A 20197-nucleotide genomic window follows, 5' to 3' on the forward strand; every position below is an offset into this window, starting at 1 on the left:
TTCTGGGTTTCTGGGTTCCGGTGCTGCGGGCCCGTGCTCAGCCCGGAAGCGGTGTGTTGTACAGGTCGAAGCTGCGCCGGTCCCCGTAGCGGGCCAGGACTTCCTGGTGGACCCGTGCGGTGCACTCGGCGGGCAGGTCGGCGGCGGGGATCCCCAGCCGCTGGGCGATGCGGTGCAGGGCGGCGGCGGCCCAGGCGGGGTCGGCCAGGAAGGGGTCGGGGCCGCCCTGGTTGTGGCGCCACACGCCCAGGACGCAGGCGGCGGCGAGCACCAGCACGTAACGGTCGGTCAGGGCGAACCAGGAGGGGCCCACCGGATGGGCGGCGTCCACCGGCGGCAGCGCGAGCACCCGGCTGCGCAGTTCGTGCAGTTCGACGGTCATCTGCCCGGCCAGCTCGCGCAGGGTGCGCTCGGCGGGGGTGGCGCCGGGCAGCGACGCGGCGGTGGCCAGCAGGGTGGCGCTGACGCTGTCGCGGCCGCAGGCCAGGGACAGCCGGCCGTAGTCGAACGGCGGCAGCGGGGCGCCCGGGCGGAACAGGGTGGCGGGCGCCTCGGTGCCGGTGAACCAGGACTCCTCGGCCAGGGCCCGCAGTTGCGGGATGATCGTCGCCTGGCAGGCGGCGGTGCCCGCGTGGCCGAGGCTGACCACCGGCACGTCGCGGATGTGTTTCTGGAAGATGCCGACGGTGCCCTCGCGGGTGTAGATCTGCGAGCCGAGCACGGTCGCCAGGTCGTACATGGTCTCGCTGAGCACTCTGGGCAGCAGCAGTTTGACCGCCGCGGAGTAGACGCTGGTCTCGGCGGGCAGCAGGTGCAGGGCCCGGGTGGCCACCACGGCCATGCAGTCGTAGAGCAGCAGGTTGACGAAGGCCGCGGCGAGGGTGCCCGCGGTGTGCTGCGGGTCGGCGGGGTCCAGCCCGGAGCGGCCGGGCCCCTGGTTGCGGTCCACCAGGACGGCGGTGCGCAGGCCGGTGTCCACCGCCGCGGACACCAGGGAGGCCATCAGGGTGCGGCTGACCTGGAAGGAGCGCAGGGCGGTCGGCACGCCGCTGCCCAGCGGCCCGAGCAGGGTGTGGTGGCCGACGGTGCACGCGTCGAGTTCCACGCCGGCGAAGTAGCAGCCGCGCAGGCCCAGGGCGGCGGGCCGGCGGGTGACCCGGTAGCGGTCGGCGGGCAGGGTGTGCGGGTCGAGCAGGAGCGCCGAGTGGCTGCCCGTGGTGCCCGGCTGGGGTTCGGTGCGGCAGAACAGCACCAGGGCGTCGGCGCGGTGCAGGTTGTTGATGACCGGTTTGGCGCCGGTGACCGACAGGCCCTGGGCGTGTGGCTGCGCGCGCACCCCGCTGCGGACGAAGTCGTTGGTGTGGGCGGTCTCGTGCTGGGCGATGGCCGCCTTGGAGCCCGCCAGCAGCAGGCCCGCCAGCCAGGACCGCTGCGCGGCGCTGCCCTGCATCCACACGTCGGAGGCGGCCATGAAGGTGGTCATGCCGTAGCCGGCCCCGAGGGCGACGTCCCGGCGGAAGACCGGGCGCATCACCCGCAGCAGGGTCTCGGCGGAGTCGAAACGCCCGCCCAGCTGCGTCGGCACGAACTCGCGGCTCATGCCGAAGTCGTCGAGCAGCCCCTCGGCCTCGGCGGACAGCACGGCACGCCGGTCGGCCTGCAGCAGCGCCCGGTAGCCGACCGGGTTGGACGGGGAGGCCGGGTCGCCCAGCAGCGCCTCCAGCCGCGCGACCCGGGCCGGGGCCTGGCTCTCGGGCAGGCCGGGCAGGAGCGGCTGGGTCAGCAGCGCCGACGTCGGCGCGGCACTCACCACGAGCCGCTCCGCACCGTGTCGCCGGCCGGCCCGCCGCCCGCCGGTCCGGCGCCGTCCGGTTCGGCGCCGTCCGGCGCGGACCGGGTGCGCAGGGCGTGCACGGCCGGGTCGAGGACCTCGTAGAGCGGGGAGAGCTCTCCCTGGAGGAACAGTGTGCGCATCAGGGTGCGCTGGATCTTGCCGCTGGTGGTGCGGCGCAGGGTGCCGGGGCGCAGGAGGACGACATTGCCGGCCGGTACGTCGAAGCTCTGCCCGACCAGGGCCTGGACATCGCGGGCCAGCGACCGCAGGCGTTCGGTGCCCGCGCGGGGGGCGCGTACCTCCTGGATCACGACGAGCTGCTCGCGGTCCGCGCCGACGGTGAACACCGCGCCGTGCCCGGCGCCGAAGGCGGGGCCGATCTCGCGGATCGCCCACTCCACGTCCTGGGGGTAGATGTTGCGCCCGTTGAGGATGATGACCTCCTTCAGGCGTCCGGTGATGTACAGCTCGCCGTCGTGCACGGCGCCCAGGTCGCCGGTGCGCAGGAAGCCGCCCGACTCACCGAGCGCGGCATGGAAGGTACGGGCGGACTCCAGTGGCTGGCGCCAGTATCCCTGGGCGACGCTGTCGCCGCGCAGCCAGACCTCCCCCACGCGTCCGGGGGGCACCTCCCGGCCCGCCAGCGGGTCGACGACACGCAGGTCGAAGTCGTGCACCTGTCCGGCGCCGACCAGGGTGCGGGCGGGTGCGTCCGCGGCCGGGGCGCGCAGTTCGTCGTGTTCCAGGGCGGCCGCGTCCACGGCCAGCCGGCGGGCGGGCACGCCCGGTTCGCCGCCGGAGACCACCAGGGTGGCCTCGGCGAGCCCGTAGCCGGGGTAGAGGCTCGCCGCGCGCAGGCCGGCCGGGGCGAAGCGGCGGGCGAAGGCGTCCAGGGTCTGGGCCCGTACCGGTTCGGCGCCGCACAGGGCCAGCCGCCAGCTGGACAGGTCGAGTTCGCCGACCTGGGCATCGGTGACGCGGCGGGTGCACAGGTCGTAGCCGAAGTTGGGGCCGCCGCCCACGGTCAGGCCGTACTGGCCGATCGAGCGCAGCCAGCTGACGGGCCGTTTGATGAAGGAGACCGGCGGCAGCTGGACGGACCAGGTGCCCAGCCACAGCGGGTGCAGCACATGGGCGATGAGGCCCATGTCGTGGTAGTGCGGCAGCCAGCTGCTGAAGCGGTCGGCGGCGGTGGTGCCCAGGAGGTGCTGCAGCGCCTCCTGGTTGGCCAGCAGGTTGCGGTGGGTGACCATCACCCCGCGCGGGCTGCTGGTCGAGCCGGAGGTGTACTGCAGGAAGGCGAGGTCGTCGGGGCCCGTCCGCGGGGCCTGCCAGGCATCGGCGGCGGCGGCCGTGTCGTCGAGGTCGGTGGCGAGGCAAACCGTTTCTCCGCGGCCGGAGACGGCCAGCCACAGCGAGGTGTCCGCCGCGTGCTCGGAGTCGGTCAGCACCAGCCTGCCCAGGGTGTCCCTGAGGATGCCGGACACCCGCTGCAGCCGCTCGCCCCGGTCCCCGGGCAGCGGCGCGGGCACCGCGATGGCACCGGCGTACAGGCATCCGACGAACGCGACGAGGAAGTCCGTGCCGGGCGGGTACAGCAGCAGCACGGGCTGGCCCTGGACGCCGTACTCGCGCAGCCGCACCGCCAGGGCGCGGGCCCGGCGGTCGAGCGCGGAGTAGGTGAGATGTTCGGCGCCGCCGGGACCGCGCAGGAATATCTGGGCGTCCGTGTCGCCGCGTTCGGCGACCCGCTCCCGGATCAGCTGGGTGAAGGTGGTGAATGCAGCGGTCAACGTCAGCCCCCTCGTGTCGCATTCGAGGCGGGGCACAGGAGGCCCCTTCTGCCGCCGAAGCACGCCCATCGTGAGATCGCGGGCTAAAGCGCCGCTTGCGATGCGCTCCCGTTTCACAGAAATCAGGGGTACGGCTGTCCGATTTTGGGGAGTGGGTGCCGCCTACAGTGAGGCAGCACGGTCTGGCTTCGGACTTCCGCCGGCCGCCCGGCCAGCGGGTTTCACCACACCCGAGGGGGCCGCCGCGCCCGCTCGGGGCCGGGGCCCCGGACACCGGCGAGCGGCGGCGGGGCCAAATCCCGCTGCCCCGGGCCGACGGGGAACACGGGAACAGGGCCGCGGGACGGCGGGGACTGCCGACAAGGGGCCCGGGCGCACAGGCCGTCCCGGTCCCGCCCGCCGGCCGGCGCGACCGAGAAGAAGGTGGGGGCATGCGATTTCGGATTCTGGGTCCGTTGGAAGTCACCTCGTCCGCGGCGGCCGAACCGGTCACGCCCCGGGCCGCCAAGATCCGCGCGGTGCTCGCGACCCTGCTGATCCGGGCCAACGAGATCGTCTCGGTGGACGGCCTCATCGACGAGCTGTGGGGGGAGAACCCGCCGCGCACCGCCAAGACCACCCTGCAGGTCTACATCTCGCAGCTGCGCAAGCTGCTGCAGGCCGCCGACCCCGAGTACGGCCGGGACGCGCTGGTCACCCGCCCGCCCGGATACGCGCTGTACCTGGACCCGGCGCAGCTGGACCTGACGGTGTTCGAGGAACTGCACCAGAGCGGCCGGGCGGCGCTGCTGCGCGGCGACCACGCCGCCGCGGCGGATCTGCAGCGCCGTGCGCTGCAGCTGTGGCGTGCGCCGCTGGCCTCCGACACCCCGCACGGCACGCTGCTCGCCCGGGCCTCGGTGCGGCTGGCCGAGGTCCGGGCCGCCGCCCTGGAACAGCGCATCCGCGCCGAGCTCCAGCTCGGCCACCACCAGAGCCTGATCGGTGAACTCCAGTCCGTCGTGGCCGAGATGCCGATGCGGGAGGAGTTCCACATGCTGCTGATGACGGCCCTGTACTGCGCCGGCCGGCAGGCGGACGCGTTACGGGTCTTCGCGCAGCTGCGCCGGGCCCTGGTGGCGGAACTGGCCATCGAACCGGGCCAGCAGCTCCAGCAGCTCCACCAGCGGATCCTGGCCGGCGACCCGGAACTGCTGCGCCCGGCGCCGGCCCGCCGGGCGCCGCAGGAGAGCCCCGCGCCCGGCAGGACACCCCAGGCGGCCCCCGCGCCCGGCGGGATGCCGCGGGAGACCCCCGCACCGGACGGGACGGCGCGGACCACGGCCGCACCCACCGCACCGGCCGCACCGGGTGCGGTGCGGCTGCCCGGCCGGGCGCTGGACCGGCTGCCCGCGCGCGACCCGGTGTTCGTCGGCCGCGCCGAGGAACTGGACCGGCTCGGCTCGCTGCTGCGCGACGTCCCGGCCGGCGGCTGCGCGGCGGTCGCCGGAGCGGCCGGCACCGGCAAGACCGCGCTCGCCGTCGCCGCCGGCCACGAACTGGACGGCCTCTTCCCGGACGGCCGGGTCTTCCTCGAACTGGGCGGGCCGCAGCAGACGGACGCGGCGGACGCGCTGACGCGGCTGCTGCGCCGGTTCGGGGTGGAGGGGCCGCTGCCGTCCGACCAGGCCGCGCTGCGCCGCGTGCTGCACCGGCTGACCGACGGCCGGCGGATGCTGCTGATCCTGGACGGCGTCCGCTCCCCGGCGCTGGTGCGCTCGCTGCTGCCGGACACCCCGGGCAGCACCGCGCTGATCACCTGCCGGCGGGTCCCGGACGGGCTGACCGACCGGGTGCTGGAACTGGACGTCCTGCCCCAGGACGAGGCCCGGCGGCTGTTCACCGCGGCGGCCGGCCGGCTGATACCGCAGCGCGGCGGCGAGGCGTCGGTGCGGGAGATCGCCGCGCTGTGCGAGGGACTGCCGCTGGCACTGCGGGCGGCCGCGGCGAGGCTGGCCTCGCGCCCCCACTGGGGCCTGGACATGCTGGCCGCCCGGCTGCGCGGCGAGGAACGAAGGCTGCCGGAACTGAGCGCCGCGGCCCCCGGCTTCCACGACCGGCTGCGCTCCTCCTACGAGGAGACCGAGCCGGTGCTGCGGCACGCCTTCCGCCTGCTGGGGCTCGTGCCCGCGGGGCCCTTCGGCGCCAGGACGGCCGCCGCGGTCCTCGGCGAGGACATCGCCAAGACCGGTGAACTGCTGAACGGGCTGGTCGAGGCGCGGCTGCTGCGCCGGGTGGCGGGCGGTCCCGACCACGGCACGCACCACCGGCTGCACCCGCTGTGGCGGCTGCTGGCCCTGGAGTGCCTGGCCGCCGAGTGCCCGGCCGCCCAGACGCGGGCGGCCACCGCCCGGCTGGCGGCCGAGTTCGCCGCGCAGCTGCGCGCGGCCGACGGCTCCGGCCCCGGAGCCGGGACCGGAGCCGGGACCGGAGCCGGGACCGGGGCGGAGGCCGGGGCGGAGGCCGGGGCGGAGGCCGGGGCGGAGGCCGGGAGGCGCGGGACGCATCCGCTGGAGTGGTTCAGCCGGCGGCAGGACGGGCTGGTGGACGTCGTACGCCGGTGTCATGCGGCCGGCCTGTGGGCGCGGACGGCCGAACTCGCGGACGCCATGACCGGTTTCCTGGAGGCCCGGGCGGCCTGGGACGCCTGGGAGACCTGTCACACCCTGGCGCTGGACGCGGTGCGGCGCCAGGAGGACCTCGCCGCCGAGGCCCGGCTGCTGCGGTCGCTGGGCGACCTGGCCTGGCAGCGGCGGCGGTTCGCGGCGGCCGGCGAGTTCTACGAGCGGGCGCTGCTGACGGCCGACGCCGCGCCGGCGGCCGCCGAACGCGGCCGGGCCCTGGTCGGCCTGGCCGACCTGCAGCTGGACGCGGGCGGGCTGGAGGAGGCGGCGGCGCTGCTCTCGCCCGCGCTCGACGCGGTCGCCGACGACCCCCGGGGCCGCTACGAGGCGCACCGGGTGCTGGGCCTGCTGGCCCTGCAGAGCACCGGGCCGGATGCGGCCGAGGCGCACTTCGCCGACTGCCTGGGCCTGGCGACGGCACTGCGCGATGCGCGCCTGGAGTCCTACGCCCGCCGGTGGCTGGATCGGGTGAACGGCCGGGGCCACCGGCCCGCGGGCTGGTCGGAGGTACGGCCCGGGGTGTGGCGCCTGGCACCCAGCGGCTGCTGAGCCCGCAGCGGCCGGCAGGCACCGGCCGACGTCAGCCGATGTTCTTGAACATCCAGGCCTGGTAGGGGTCACCGTATTCGGGGGCCAGCGCGATACGCGGCGGGTAGATCCGCAGCAGGCTCAGGCCCAGCCGCATCGGGGCGTCGGGGACGGCGACGGAGAAGGTGTCCGGCTCGGCGCCGGGAAGCAGTTTCCACTGACGGGGCTCGGGGAGCAGCAGGGCCAGCTCGTGCATGTCCGGCTCGCCGTCGAAGCCCACGTACAGGCCCGCGTCACCGGTGGCCTTGATGGTGTACATGCCCTTGCCGGCGCTGCGCACCTCCCACTCCTGGCGGAAACCGCCGTCCGAGGGCAGCAGGAGCAGCGGCGCGCCGGGCCTCAGTTCCGGCGCGGTGAGCAGCTGCTCGTGGGTGAACGCGATCTGGTAGCGGCCGGGGGTCAGGTCTGCCATGTCTGCTCCGTGTCCGTCACGAGGCGCCGGGGCGGCACCTCTGCGAGCGGAACAAGACATTCCCGCCGGAGACCGGCGGATCACCGTTCTTACGCGAAAGTGTGAAATCCGCGCGCCGATGTGTGCCTGGCGGCCGGGCTGTCAGTGATCGGGCTGTTCGAGTGTGCGGGTGCGCAGGTCCAGGGGCAGGTCCTGGCGGCGGGAGATGCCGAGTTTGCGGTAGACGCCGGTGAGGTGGCGCTCGACCGTGCTGGCGCTGACGTAGAGCTTGGCGGCGATCTCCCGGTTGGTGTGGCCCTGGGCGGCGAGGGTGGCCACCCTCTCCTCCGAGCCGCTGAGCCGGCCGGCGTCCCGGCGGCCGGCCCGGCGTGCGGCGCGCTCGGGGCCGGGGGCGGGCCGTATCTGCTCGCGCAGCGGCAGCGCGCCGCACTCGCCCGCCAGCTGCCAGGCCCGCCGGGTGAGGGTCCCCGCCCGGGTCCCCTCGCTGCTCAGCCGCAGTGCGGAGCCCAGGTCGGCGAGGCAGCGGGCGAGTTCGAGACGGTCCCCGTAGTCGCGGAGCTCGTCGACCGCGCCGGTCAGCAGTTCGACGCGGCGCCGGGGCTCCGCGGTGGCCGCGCTCAGCCGGAGCGTGACCCCGCGCACCCGTGCCCCGCCGGCCGCCGAGAGCGCGAGCTGTTCCGCCGCCAGGGCCTGTGCCTCGGCCGGGCGGCCCAGGCGCAGCAGCGCCTGGGCGGCGTCGGTGCGCCAGGGCAGCAGCCCGGGCTGGTCGGTTCCCCAGCGGGCGGCGGTCCGGCCCGCTTCCAGGAACTCCTCCAGGGCCGCCTGGGGGCGCCGGGTGGCCAGGTAGTAGCGGCCGCGGGCGCCGAGGAAGGCGAGGGCGTGCACGGTGGAGTACGGCTCGCCGGGCAGCGTGGGGTGCAGGTGGCGGGCGGCCTCGGTGTACTCGCCCTGTTCGGTCAGTGCCCGTACCAGCAGGGCGAGCGGGGCCAGCAGGTAGGGCCCGCCGCGGCCGGCGAGGTGGCCGAGCGCGGCGGCCGCCTCCCGCCGGGCGCCCGCGAGGTCGCCGAGGTGCAGCAGGGACTCGGCGTGTGCCGTGGCGAAGGCGGCCTGCCAGCCGGGGGCGTCCTGGGCGGGTGCCTGCTCGCCCAGGCGGCCGCACCAGGTGACGGCGCTGTGCGGCCGGTGCTGGACCAGGGTGCGCAGGGCGCGGTCGAGGCAGTCGAAGGTGGCCTGGGTCAGCGGCGTGTCGGCCAGCAGGCGTTCGGCGGCCGGCACGTCGTCCGGGGTGCTCGGGCGCAGCCACAGCGCGGCGGCGCGGGCGGGCTGTCCGGCGGGGTGCTCGCCGGCGGCCGGGAACCGGTCGAGCAGGGTGCGCAGCGGGTCGTCGGGGGCCGGGCGGGTGTCCGGGGCCGCCCGGCCGAGGACCTCGTCGGCCTCCTCGACGCGGCCCTGGGCCGCCAGCAGCCGGGCCAGCCATCCCGCGTCGGCGGCGGGCAGCCTGCCCGCGCGCAGGGCGGCCTGGGGTTCGTCGAGGAGGCGGTGGGCCTCGCCCGGGTGCAGCCGCCAGGTGTGGGCGGCGAGCTGGAGGGTGATCCGCAGCCGGGCGGCCTCGTCGGGGCAGCCGGAACGGGCCAGGCGGAGAAAGGCCTGTGCCTGGTCGGGGTCGCTGTGCGAGAACGGTTCCTGCCGGGCGGCGTCCCGCAGCGCCTGGATCTCCCAGCCGTGCGCGGCGGCCTGGGCGGCGAGCAGCTGGCCCGCCACGACGGCCGGTTCGGCCAGGGCGTGGTGCAGGACGCGGGCGGCGTCCCGGTGCAGCGACCGGCGCTGGGCGGGCGGGAGCGTGCCGAGCACGGCGGAGGCGGCCGCGGGGTGGGGCAGCCGGGCGCCGGCGGCGAGTCCCGCGGCCTCCAGCGCGTTGCGGGCCCGGGCGGCGGCGTCGGGGCCCAGCCGGGCGAGCAGGGCGGCGCGCCGCGGGTCGGCCTGTTCGCCCAGGACGGCGAGGGCGAGGGCGAGCCGGCGGGCGGCGGAGCCGCAGCGCTGCACACAGGTCGCGAACGCCTCGGCGAAGGGGCCGCCGGGTTCGGGCTCGGGCCATCCGGGCCGGCGGCCGTCGGCGGAGCCCGTCTCGGACAGCAGGGCGCGCAGCAGCAGCGGGTTGCCGCCGCTGAGGCGGTGCAGCCGTGCGGTGGCGTCCGCCGGCACCGGGGTGCCCCAGAAGCGGGCCAGTTCCGCGGTGCCCGGGGCGTCCAGCCGGGCGAGGGGGATGCGGACGAAGCTGGGGTGGCGCAGCAGTTCGGTGTGCAGGCCGGAGCCGTCGTTACGGTGGTGCGGGGACTGGGCCAGCACCGTCAGCAGGGGTGCGCCGCGCAGGGCGTGGGTCAGGCGCAGCAGTTCGGCCAGTGAGGCGCGGTCGGCGTGCTGCAGGTCGTCGACGCACAGGGCCACCGGGCCGCGGGCGCAGGCCGCGCGCAGCAGGGACGCGAACCCGCTGCCGGTCGCGTCCGCTGCCGCGGCCGGCCGGGGCAGGTCCGCGGTGGGGCAGTCGGCGAGCCGGCGCAGCAGGGCGTGGTCCCGGCGGCGGGCGGCGGGGTCGGCGGCGGCGTGCAGCACGGTGAGTCCGCGGGCCGCGGCGGCGTCGGCGGCGTACTGCAGAAACCGTGTCTTGCCGCAGCCGGGTGCCCCTTCCACGAGTACCAGTTGGGCTGTGCCGTCGGTGCAGGCGCGCAGGGACTTGTCCAGCCGTGCGCACTCGTCGTCGCGGTGCAGGAGCACCATGGGCCCGCCCTCCTCCCGGTCGTTTTCCTCCTCGTTCGTGCAGTCTAGGAAGGCATATGCCACCGCGAGGGCCCCCTGCGGTGGGCACTGGCTGCACGGCAGGAAGTGCCCGGCAGCGGCGGGATCCTGGGGTGCGGGCAGCTCAGGCGTCCGCCGGCCGGGTCCGGCGCGCGGCGGCGAGGCGGGTGGTCACCCAGTCGACGATGGCCCCGGTCGGTGTCCCGGGGGTGAAGACGGCGGCGACGCCGAGGCCGAGCAGCTGCGCGACGTCGGCGTCGGGGATGATGCCGCCGCCGAACACGGTGATGTCCTCGGCCTGCCGCTGCCGCAGGTCCTCCAGCAGCGCGGCGAACAGGGTCAGGTGGGCGCCGGACAGCACGGACAGGCCGATGCCGTCGGCGTCCTCCTGGACGGCCACGTCGGCGATCTGCCGCGGGGTCTGGTGCAGTCCGGTGTAGATGACCTCGACACCGGCGTCCCGCAGGGCGCGGGCGACCACCTTCGCGCCCCGGTCGTGCCCGTCCAGGCCGGGTTTGGCCACAACGACCCGGAGCGGGAGTGCGGATGGGAGCACGGATCCTCCAAGAACAGGAAACAGGCGAACCGGATGAAAGGTGTCAGTGGGTGTCGGCGGGAACGTACGTGCCCCACACCCCGCGCAGGGTGCCGCAGACCTCGCCCACCGTGGCCCCGCACGCCAGCGCCTCCTTCATCGGGTAAAGGACGTTGTCGCTGCCCTCGGCGGCCTTGCGCAGCGCGATGAGCGCGTCGTCGACCCGGTCGGAACACCGCCAGGCGCGCAGTTTGGCCAGGCGTTCGCGCTGGCGCCGTTCGACGGCGGGGTCGGCGCGCGCGCCGGAGCCGCTCTCCCCGGCCAGGCGGTGGGCGAGGCGGTGGGCGCTGCGCTCGATCTCGCGCCTCTGGAAGCCGTGTGCGGCGGCGGCGGCCGCGCCGCCCAGCGTCTCCACCTTCGCCATCAGCTCCAGCACGGCGGCCTCCGCGGCGTCGGTCATCCGCTCGGCGGCATAGCTGCCCGCGGGCAGGGCGATGGCCTCGTCGAAGGAGTCGGCGTGCCGGGAGCGGGGGCCGCCGGGCACCGCGGCCGGTCCCCCGGCGGCCGCGCGCACCAGGTCCGCCTCCGGCCGGCGCGCGGCCGGCCGCGCGCCGGCGGCCTGCGGGTGCAGGCGCAGCATCTGCGACGCCGGGCTGCGTGCGCCGAACTCCTCCTTCATCACCCGCGCCCAGACGCGGCGTGCCGCACGGGACCCGGCGGCCTCCTGAAGGGCCGTGGCGCGCGGCGCGAAGAAGAACGACAGCCGCGGCGCGACGTCGTCGACGTCCATCCCGGACGCGACCGCCGTCCGTACGTACTCGATGCCGCCGGCCAGGGTGAAGGCGATCTCCTGCGCGGGCGAGGCACCCGCCTGCGCCAGCGGGCGGCCCGAGACGGCGAGGGGGTTCCACCGCGGCAGCCGGGCCCGGCAGTAGCGCAGGACGTCCGCCGTCAGCCGCAGTGACGGCTCCGGCGGGAAGAGGGAGGTCCCCCGCACGATGTACTGCGTCAGCACGTCGTTGCGGACCGTGCCGGCCAGCCGGTCGGCGCGCACGCCCTGTTCCTCGGCGACCAGCTGGTACAGCAGGAGCAGCACGGCCGCCGGCGCGTCGAGCGTCATCGACGTCGACACCTCGCCCAGCGGGATCCCGGCGAACAGCACCCGCATGTCGTCGACCGAGTCGACGGCCACGCCCGCCCTGCCGACCTCGCCGTGCGCGGCCGGGGCGTCCGAGTCCCGGCCCGTCCGGGTGGGCAGGTCGAAGGCGACCGACAGCTCCCTGGCGCCGTTCGCGATCAGCTGCCGGTAGCGGGCGTTGGACTCCACCGCCGTGCCGGACCCGGTGTACTGCCGCGCCGTCCGCGGCCGTCCGGGGTCCGCCGAGGGACACCCGTCATGGGTGAAGGGGCAGGAGCCGGGTCCGTCCGGTTCTGCCTCCGCGTCCCGGTCCGCCGGGGCGTCCGGGCCGCCGGACGGCTCCATGAGCCGGCCGGATTCGCCCGTCCTGACCTGGTCCATCGATTTCTGCCCTCCGAAAGGCCCGGTGCAGTCGCGGGCGCGCTGCGGGCCGTCACCATGGGGGGAGGTGCTAAAGCCCGGTTAGGGTGCCGGCCGGGCCGTGGCGCGGGCGGTATCCCCGCGGCTGCGGCTACTTGATGAACTCCGGTGCCACGCGCGGCGGCCACTGCCCCACGGTGAGCATGCCCAGGGAGTGCGCACGGGCGACGAGGGCGGCCCGGTTGGGAGCCTTGAGCTTGCGGAGCATGAGCCCGACGTGGTACTCGACGCCCTGCCGGCTGAGGTAGAGGCGGGCGGCGAGCTGCACGGTGGAGGCACCGCTGGCGACCCCCTCCAGGACCTGCGCGTCCAGCTTGCTCAGCAGCCGCTCCCGGGGATGCGCGGCCGGCTCCTCCGGGGCCGCGGCCACGGCTTCCTGGTCGGGGCGCACCTGAACGACGATGCCGGCCAGGCCGCCGGTGGTGTCGTGGACCGCGATACCGGTCAGCCCGGCGGAGAAGACCCGGCCCGAGCCGCCGAGGCCGACCATCCGCTCGTCGAAGCGGTTGCACCGCCCCTCCGACAGCCGGGCGAAGTGCCGGTCGAGATAGGTCGGGGAACTGGGGTGCAGCAGCTCGTACAGGCTGCGGCCGCAGGTGTCCGCCGAGGTGCGCCCGAACTGGCGGGAGAAGTCCGGCTCGGCCGCGACGATGCGCCGGTCGGGGGTGATGTGGGCGGTGTAGGTGCGCCGGCCCGCCGCGGGCAGCGGCCGCGCGGTGTGCGCATGCCGGTGGCCGACCGCAGGGTGAGAGGTGGCTGTCCGGTCGTTGGTGAGCAGGGCATCCGTCATCTGAATGGTCATGTGCAGCCTACGACTTTCTCTATCCAACTGCGGGCGTACAGTGCATGCCTGGTTGCACGGCCGGCCTTCACACAACGCCGGGCAAACGCCGGGGACCCGTGCTCGGCGGTTCGGGCGGAGGGACGCTGACCGCCCCGAACCACTGTGTTCTCCTCGCCCCGGCACCGTTGACGTGCCGGCCTGGCCGGTGTTGCGGCCGTCACTGAAGGAGCCGGGACGGCCGTCGCCGGTGGCCCCCGCACTCCTGGGGCTGCCCGGTACCCGGACCGCTGTCCGCGGCGGCAGACGCGCAAGCCGCGACGTCGCCGCTTCGCCCTTCGCTCGGTGTGAGGGCAGCCATTGCTCGGTCTCCTCTTCGCCGGCCGGGCCCCCCGGGGGAGCAGTTCCCCCGGGAAACCCGGACACCGTGGATCTGCTCGACTGCACCACCGGACGCTTGCGGCTGTGTTGTGCGGGGCATGGAGGACCGCTTGGGCATCCGCCCGCCGCCACCGCCCCCGCCGCCGTGTCACCAGGCCAAAAGCCGCTTGTGCGCCGGTTGTGGGGAGCCCTGCGCAGGGGCCCTCGCGCAGGGGCTTGCCGCCGCCTTCCCCGGCTGGTTCTGTACTGCGGACAACCGGTGCCGCGGGCGCCGGCCGGGCACCGGGCCGGCGCACGGGACGAGAGCGGGGAGCGGCGTGGAATCAACGGCTGGGCGGGAGGTGCGGGGGACGCTGCCGGAAGGGCTCGGTGCGGCCGTCCGCGAGAGCGCCGGGGAGATCGCCGCGCTGCTGCGCCAGGGCGCCGACACGGGACGTGCGGTGCCCGGGTCCACCTGGAACGTCGGACAGGCGGCGGCACATCTGGCGCAGGCCAACGAGCTGATGGCGGACATCGCGGCGGGACGTGCGCGCCCCTGGGGGGACGGCACTCCGCAGAGCCTCGCCGCGGCCAACGAGGCCGCCCTCGCCGCGTTCGGCGAGCGCGGCGCACAGCCGCTGGCCGCGATGATCGTCGCCCAGGCCGACGCCTGCCTGAAGGCGCTGGAGGACAAGGGCGCGGAGGGGACCGTCATCACCCCGCTGGGCCCGATGAGCCGGGACGTCCTGGGGTCCTACCTGCTCACGCACATGCTCGGCCACGGCTACGACCTCGCCCGCGCACTGGGACGCCCGCACATGATCGACCGTGCCCGGGTCGGGCTGACCCTGCCGTTTTTGATCACCGCCATGCCACGGGTCACCGACACCGCCCGCACCGCCGGGCTCAGCGCCCGCTACACGGTCCGCCTGTGGGGCGGCGGCCGGTTCGATGTGCGGGTGGCCCGGGGCGCGGTGTCGGTGAGTCCGCGGCTGCCGGACCGGCCGGACTGCACCATCCTCATCGAGCCGGTCACCTTCCTCCTGATGGCGCTCGGCCGCCGCCGCCAGTGGAGCGCCCTCACCCGGGGCCGCATCTGCGTCCTGGGCCGCAAACCCTGGCTCGCTCCCCGCTTCCCGGCCCTGTTCAAGGCGCCCTGAGCACGGCCGGCCGCAGCACAACTCCCCGAGCGCGGGCCCGCGGAGTACGGGCCCGCGGTCACCGCCGCCCGGGCACGCCGGCGGCCGGGTCGGGATCGAGGAGGCCGAGCAGGGACGCGCGGTGGAGGTCCGCGACCGGGCCCAGGAGGTCCGGGTGGCGCAGCAGCGGCGCCGCACGGTGATCGCGGGGACTGGGAACGGTCAGCCGGCGCGCGTCGCCCACCCCGTCCGCGCCGTGGTGCGTCGCGGCCAGGCAGGCGGCGGCCCGGGCGGCGAGATCGGCGTCGGCCAGCAGGCAGGCCGCCCAGCTGACGACGGTCTCGTCCACCCGGCTGCGCCAGGCGTGCGCGGCCGCCCCCGGCGGACGGGGGCCGGCGCCGGTGACGACGTCCAGCCGGCCGCAGCCCCCGGGGCCGAGCAGGTCCAGCAGCTCGGCGTCCAGCGCGGTGGGGTAGCGCAGGGCGGCGGCGATGGTCGCCGCGTGCCACGCCTGCGCCTCGGCCACGGCATGGTCGAGGGGGCCGGCCGCCGGCGGGAAGGCCGACAGCAGCCAGCGCGTGGAGGCGGCGATGACGGGCGAGAGATCACTGGGCATGGCGGTGGACCGTCCTGTGCGGGTGCCCGCCGTGGCCGGCCGGTGCGTGATCCGGCCGCGGGCCTGCACGCGCCCGGCAGGACGCGGAGCAGGCAACCGTACGGCGGCCGGGCCGGCGGCGACAGGACCTGCGTCACAGCCGGGGCGCGGCGCCGCCCGCCGGTGGGTTCCTTCCGCCGCTGTCCTCCGGCTCCGCTGTGGCCTGCATGTTCCGGCGTCCGTCCCGAAGGGCTCTTTGAGAGGCGGCCGGAGCCGGCGTGCGCGTGCCTGAGCGTCAGGGCTTCGGCGCAGTCGCGGGTCGAGTGGGTTGCCCCGATGTGTGCACATGCCGGCGCCGGCGGCCTGCGCGGTGCCGACCGGCGCGACCCCGCTGCCGGCCATCAGCGAGTGGGCCGGCGATGCCCCACCGGCGGTCCCGGACCGCATCGGCGCCCGCCACTGCCCGCTGACCGGCACCCGGCCGGTGCCGTGCGAGACGACGATCCGCCGCACCCCGGCCCGGTCCGAAGGCCCGGCGGGCGGTGGCGGTGGACGGCAAGAGCCTGCGCGGCGCAGTCAGGGCCGGCGGCCGCAGAATCCACCTGCCGGCGCCGGTTCCCCGCGGCGCAGACCCGGCACACGGCGGCGCTCGCCGTAGCTGACCGGGGGCGATGTCCTCAGGTCGCTACTGCGAGCGGCGCGCCTTGCAGGAACTCGCCCGGCTGCCGTTCTCCGTCCGTGCCCCGAGTACTGGCCGCCCGCCGCAGACCAGCCGCGCCCGCCCGGACAGAGTGTCCGGGCGGGCGCGGCGTGAGCGGGTGGCGGCGGGGGGTCAGGTCGCGGTCAGCGACAGGTCGGCCGTCGTGGCGCGGCCCGGCAGCAGGGTCACCTCCCTGGACGCCGGGCGGTGGCCGGCGGCCGAGGCCGTGATCCGCAGCGGGCCCGTGCGGGCGTCCAGCCAGAGGTCGTAGTGGCCGTCGGAGTCCGTGCGTACCGTGCGTACGGTGCGGGCGAGGTGGTCGCAGCCGGCCGTTCCGGCGTGTGCCGCCGGGCAGATCAGGACAGTGGCTCCGGCGAGCGGCGCTCCCGTGTGCTTGTCGGTGATCGTTCCGGAGAGGTGGCCCCAGGTCTTCGGGAGCGTGACCTTGAGGCTGACCTTGACCGATGCTCCGGCGTAGGGGGCGTCGGTGCTGTAGGTGAGCCGTGCGGTGTAGGTGCCGGCCGTGGCGACGGCGGAGGCGTCCGCGCGGACGGTGACGGTGGTGGAGCGGCCGGGGGCCAGGTCGAACGAGGTCCGGTCCGTCGACAGCCAGGTGACGTCGTCGCCGTCGCACTGGTCGTGCCCGGGCAGGACCTCGGCCGAGGAGACGGTTTCGGAGAGCGAGATCATGCCGCCGACGCGGTAGATCCCGCAGCCGCCACCGGCCCGGAAGACGGTGGCGGAGGCGTTGGGCAGGTCGGACCAGGTGTTGGACACCGGGTCGTACTCGACGACGGTGTTGACCGAGTCCCCTCCGGCGATGCCGCCGACGGCCTGGAGTTTGCCGTCGTTCCCGCTGGCGACAGCGCCCCAGCGTGCGTCGGGCATGTCGGCCGCGCGGGTCCAGGTGTCGGCGGAGGGGCTGTAACGGTAGGTCTCTCCCTTGGCGTCGCTGCCCGAGATGCCCCCGGCGCAGACCAGTTCACCGGTGATGCCGGCGCAGGCCGCGCGTTCCATGGGGAACGGGTAGTCGGCTCGGCGGGTCCAGTTGTCGGTGGCCGGGGTGTAGCGGTAGACGGTGCTGACCATGTCATTACAGCCGGATCCGGTGCAGCCTCCGATGGCATACAGGCTGCCGTCGAGGACGGTCACATTGGGCATGCCGACCGCCTGGGGCAGATCCGTGAGGCGGGTCCAGGTGTCGGTGGTGGGGTGGTACGCGTAGAGCGTGGCGCGGGCACCGTCCGCGGCCCAGCCGCCGGCGACGTACATGGTCCCGTTGATGAACGCCCCGCCGGGTGACTCCAGGGCCTCGGGGAGGTCCGCGATCGGCGTCCAGGCGTCGGTGGACGGGTCGTGCACATAGCTGTGTTTGAGGTACTCCCCGCCGAAGATGCCGGAGACTCCGGCGACGGAGTAGACCTTGCCCTGGTACGTGCCCACCGCGTTGTCCACGACGGGCTCGGGGTAGTCGGCGATGCCGGTCCAGGGCCCGGTCGACGCGGATGCGAATGCGGATGCGGATGCCGTGTCCGTGGTCGTGGCCGACAGATCGCTCGACGTGCCCTTCGGCGCCGACGACGACGCGGAACTCATCGGTCCGGGTGCGTAGTTGCCCTTGACGCGCAGTGTCGGGGCGCCTGCCGAGGAGTCCGACGTGGTCGTGGGGGTGCCGTCCGGTGAGGTGTAACCGGTGCTCTGCTCACCGAGGTTGACGTGCAGCGGCGCCTGTCCCCTGTTGGTGAAGGTGACCTTCTTGCTGCCTGATCCGCCCAGTGACTCGCTGACGGAGAGGGCGTCCGAACTCATGGCCAGGCGGCCTGCCTTGAGCGTACGGTCGAATCGGTTGACCTTGTCCGGCCGCGTGGTGAGGGTGCCGGTCGAGGTGGTGTAGCGGGCGGCGGCCGTCCGGTACGTGTGACGTCCGGTGGGCTCGCTGAACAGCCAGTAGTAGCCGTCGGCCAGCGCCAGGTCGTCGGGGGTCGCGACGGTGGTCGCCGTCGCGTAGCGGTCGGCGGTGTCGGTGATGGTGGCGGGCGTGATGGTGCCGCCCGTGTTGCCGTCGACGACCTGTCCGGCGACGATGCCTCCGCTCACGGCCGCGCAGGAGCCGACGGTGACGGTGTCGAGCTGCCAGAGCGACAGGCCGCTGCCGGAGTAGTGGAAGCGCACCTTCACGTGCTTCGCGCCTGCCGCCTGGGGCAGGGGAACCTCGGCGTGGCCCAGGTACTCGGCCGTGTCCTGGTGCCACACCGTGGTCCACGTCGCGCCCGAGTCGAGGCTGAGGTCGACGTCGGCCACCGAGTCCTTGCCGGGGGCGTAGGCGGCGTCGAAGCCGAGGACGGGTGAGGTCTGGCCTGCCAGGCTGAAGACGGGTGAGACGAGTTCGGTGTCCTCCGGGACACCGCCCCGGGTGTAGGGGGACGCGGAGGCCCAGTTCCCGGTTCCGCCCGTGAAGTTCCACACCGATTTGTCGGCGAAGTCCCAGGCGGCGCCGTCCGTCCCGTGATTGACGACCGTCCAGCCGTGCTCCGGCGTGGTGCCGGTCCAGCCCTCGAAGCCGGTCTCGGCCGGATAGGCGTGGCCGGGTGCGACGCAGGCCGTCAGGTCCACGTCCGGGGCCACGTCGGTACGTACGTCGGCCGTGCCCACCGGGACACTCAGGTCCGTGCTCCGGTAGCCGGGGTAGACCGGCGCCACATGGAGGGCATAGGTGGCCTTCTCCGGAAGCTCCACGCTGTACTTGCCGGTGTAGGGGTCGGTGTAGAGGGCGCCGTTCGGATAGCCGTCGATGGTGATCTTCGAGTACAGGGGCCAGCCGTGCCCGCTGCCGTCCTTGACCGTGCCGGACACCGTGCGGGTGCGCAGTTTCACCAGGGCCAGGTCGGCGGTGGTGCTCTGGTTCTCGGCGACGCCCACTGCGGAGCTGGTCTTCTCCTGGTAGCCGAAGTCGGTGGCGGTGATCCGGTAGGTGCCCACCGCGACGGGGAGGTCGTAGGCGCCATCGGCGTCGGTGGTGACGCGGTACTCCCGGCCGTCCGCCGATTCCTCGGAGACGGCCAGCGCAGCACCGGCGAGCGGAGCGCCGGACGCGCTGTCGGTGACTCGTCCGGACAGCGTTCCGTGGACGCCGAAGGCCAGCGCGGACACGCCGACCGGGGTGCCGAGACCGGTCGGGCCGTCCCAGCCGGCGCCGGCGGTGCACACCACCGTGCCGCAGTCGTCGTTGGACCCTTCGGTGACATCGGTCAGCCCGGAGGCGTTGATGTACGGGTAGGTCACCGGGTAGGTGCCCTCGACGGGGGTGCCCGCCAGCGCGTACATCGCCGTGATCAGCGGCGCGGAGAGGCTGGTGCCGCCGACCTGCAGCCAGCCGTCCTTGCCCACGGTGTCGTACACGGCCAGGCCGGTCGCGGGGTCGGCGACCGCGGAGACGTCAGCCGTCGCCCGGGTGTCGCAGCCGGTGGCGAGCCCCCTCTGATAGGCGGGCTGGGCCTCGTACAGCGAGCAGCCCGATCCGCCGGAGTCCCAGGCGGACTCCGTCCAGCCGCGCTCGGTGTCCGCGGCACGGGTCAGCCGGGTGCCGCCGGCGGCCACCACATTGGGGTTGGTGGCGGGCCAGTTCTGGACATGGCCGGTGTCGCCGGTGGACGCGACCACGGCCACCCCGGGATGGTCGTAGTGGTGGTCGTACGCGGTCTGGGAGGCGCTCTCGCTGGGCAGACCGTAGGAATTGGAGACGTACTTGGCGCCCAGGCGTACGGCGGTGTCGACCGCGGTGCCCAGGTCGTCCAGGCTCGCCGAATCACCCTGCACGAGAAGGATGTTGCACGCCGGACAGGCGGCGGAGACGGCGTCGAGGTCGAGCGCGGTCTCCAAGGCCCAGCCCGCGTCGTCGGCGGGGTAGTCCGTGCCGCCGTTCTGATCGACCTTGCGGAAGCAGCCGTTGGCGGTGGTGCACTCGGGCAGCCCGTAGTGCGTGCGGTACGCGGCCAGGTCGGCCTCGGCGTGGGAGTTGCCGTACGCGTCGACGATCGCCACCGTCCTGCCCTCGCCTGCGGCGGGAAGGCTGTAGGCGGCCTGGATGTCGGCCGGGCCCAGCGCCTCGGACGGGGGCGCGCTCGCCTGCGGCCGGACGAGGTGGTCGGAGCCGGTGCGCACGTCGGCGAAGCACTGGGCCACGCCGTCCTGGAGGCTCGGGTTGTTGCAGCCGGCCGGGACGTAGTTCTGCGGGACGTTGTCCTGCGGCACGGCGTTGAGCAGGTCGGAGGCCTTGGAGGAGCCGGCCTCCGATGAGGAGGCCGAGGAACCGGTGGTGGCCGCGGAGGCGGTGGCCGCGGAGGCGGTGGCCGGCTGTATCGCGGAGAGGACTCCGGCGCCGAGACAGCCGGCTATGAGAAGGGAGAGTGGCGCGCGTACGCGCGCACGTCTTGAGGACAGCAAGGG

The 20197-nt window shown here is 75.1% G+C and carries 11 protein-coding genes; 2 read left to right on the forward strand and 9 right to left on the reverse strand.

All coding sequences use genetic code 11. The features are described from left to right. Positions 1-37 precede the first annotated feature (37 nt). Both RV986_RS54130 and RV986_RS54135 read right to left on the reverse strand, forming a co-directional pair. Entirely contained in the window at positions 38-1810 is a 1773-nt protein-coding gene (locus tag RV986_RS54130) for an acyl-CoA dehydrogenase (RefSeq protein WP_475925032.1), read from the reverse strand. Beyond that, positions 1807-3627 carry a fatty acyl-AMP ligase gene (locus RV986_RS54135; RefSeq protein ID WP_475925033.1) on the reverse strand — a complete coding sequence of 607 codons (1821 nt, stop codon included), beginning with the start codon at positions 3625-3627 and terminating at the stop codon, positions 1807-1809. Before RV986_RS54135 ends, RV986_RS54130 begins: the two co-directional genes overlap by 4 nt. Positions 3628-4058: 431 nt before the next feature. Here RV986_RS54135 and RV986_RS54140 point away from each other — a divergent pair, with 431 nt between their 5' ends. Then, on the forward strand, positions 4059-6839 hold the full coding sequence (locus RV986_RS54140) for an AfsR/SARP family transcriptional regulator (RefSeq protein WP_475925034.1): 2781 nt from the start codon (positions 4059-4061) through the stop codon (positions 6837-6839). 31 nt (positions 6840-6870) lie between these two features. Here RV986_RS54140 and RV986_RS54145 read toward each other — a convergent pair whose 3' ends face one another. The 5 genes from RV986_RS54145 to RV986_RS54165 form a co-directional block, all read right to left on the reverse strand. Further along, on the reverse strand, positions 6871-7290 hold the full coding sequence (locus tag RV986_RS54145; protein WP_475925035.1) for a hypothetical protein: 420 nt from the start codon (positions 7288-7290) through the stop codon (positions 6871-6873). Positions 7291-7431: 141 nt separating this feature from the next. Next, positions 7432-10065 carry an AAA family ATPase gene (locus RV986_RS54150; protein ID WP_475925036.1) on the reverse strand — a complete coding sequence of 878 codons (2634 nt, stop codon included), beginning with the start codon at positions 10063-10065 and terminating at the stop codon, positions 7432-7434. Positions 10066-10207: 142 nt separating this feature from the next. Beyond that, positions 10208-10639: a cobalamin B12-binding domain-containing protein gene (locus tag RV986_RS54155; protein WP_475925037.1), complete on the reverse strand. Its 432-nt coding sequence runs from the start codon at positions 10637-10639 to the stop codon at positions 10208-10210. Positions 10640-10682: 43 nt separating this feature from the next. Further along, the gene (locus tag RV986_RS54160) at positions 10683-12137 is read right to left on the reverse strand and encodes a methylmalonyl-CoA mutase family protein (RefSeq protein WP_475925038.1); all 1455 of its coding nucleotides are present in this window, start codon (positions 12135-12137) and stop codon (positions 10683-10685) included. A gap of 130 nt (positions 12138-12267) precedes the next feature. Beyond that, a complete protein-coding gene (locus RV986_RS54165) occupies positions 12268-12978 on the reverse strand; it encodes a helix-turn-helix transcriptional regulator (RefSeq protein ID WP_475925039.1) in 711 nt (236 codons plus the stop codon). A 677-nt stretch (positions 12979-13655) separates the two neighbouring features. On the opposite strand from RV986_RS54165, the gene RV986_RS54170 reads away from it, so the two are divergent. Then, positions 13656-14477 (forward strand): maleylpyruvate isomerase family mycothiol-dependent enzyme, encoded by an 822-nt coding sequence (locus tag RV986_RS54170; RefSeq protein ID WP_475925040.1) that lies wholly within the window; start codon positions 13656-13658, stop codon positions 14475-14477. A 58-nt stretch (positions 14478-14535) separates the two neighbouring features. Here the strand turns inward: RV986_RS54170 and RV986_RS54175 are convergent, their stop codons facing one another. After that, entirely contained in the window at positions 14536-15072 is a 537-nt protein-coding gene (locus RV986_RS54175; RefSeq protein WP_475925041.1) for a hypothetical protein, read from the reverse strand. 811 nt (positions 15073-15883) lie between these two features. After that, positions 15884-20194 carry a carboxypeptidase regulatory-like domain-containing protein gene (locus tag RV986_RS54180; RefSeq protein WP_475925042.1) on the reverse strand — a complete coding sequence of 1437 codons (4311 nt, stop codon included), beginning with the start codon at positions 20192-20194 and terminating at the stop codon, positions 15884-15886. Between the last annotated feature and the right edge of the window lie 3 nt (positions 20195-20197).

Source organism: Streptomyces sp. RLA012 (assembly GCF_056270325.1).

Excerpts from the sequence above, each read along its gene's own strand:
- RV986_RS54140 (WP_475925034.1), top strand. The coding sequence starts at position 4,059 with ATGCGATTTCGGATTCTGGGTCCGTTGGAAGTCACCTCGTCCGCGGCG.
- RV986_RS54145 (WP_475925035.1), bottom strand. The coding sequence starts at position 7,290 with ATGGCAGACCTGACCCCCGGCCGCTACCAGATCGCGTTCACCCACGAG.
- RV986_RS54150 (WP_475925036.1), bottom strand. The coding sequence starts at position 10,065 with ATGGTGCTCCTGCACCGCGACGACGAGTGCGCACGGCTGGACAAGTCC.
- RV986_RS54160 (WP_475925038.1), bottom strand. The coding sequence starts at position 12,137 with ATGGACCAGGTCAGGACGGGCGAATCCGGCCGGCTCATGGAGCCGTCC.
- RV986_RS54165 (WP_475925039.1), bottom strand. The coding sequence starts at position 12,978 with ATGACCATTCAGATGACGGATGCCCTGCTCACCAACGACCGGACAGCC.
- RV986_RS54175 (WP_475925041.1), bottom strand. The coding sequence starts at position 15,072 with ATGCCCAGTGATCTCTCGCCCGTCATCGCCGCCTCCACGCGCTGGCTG.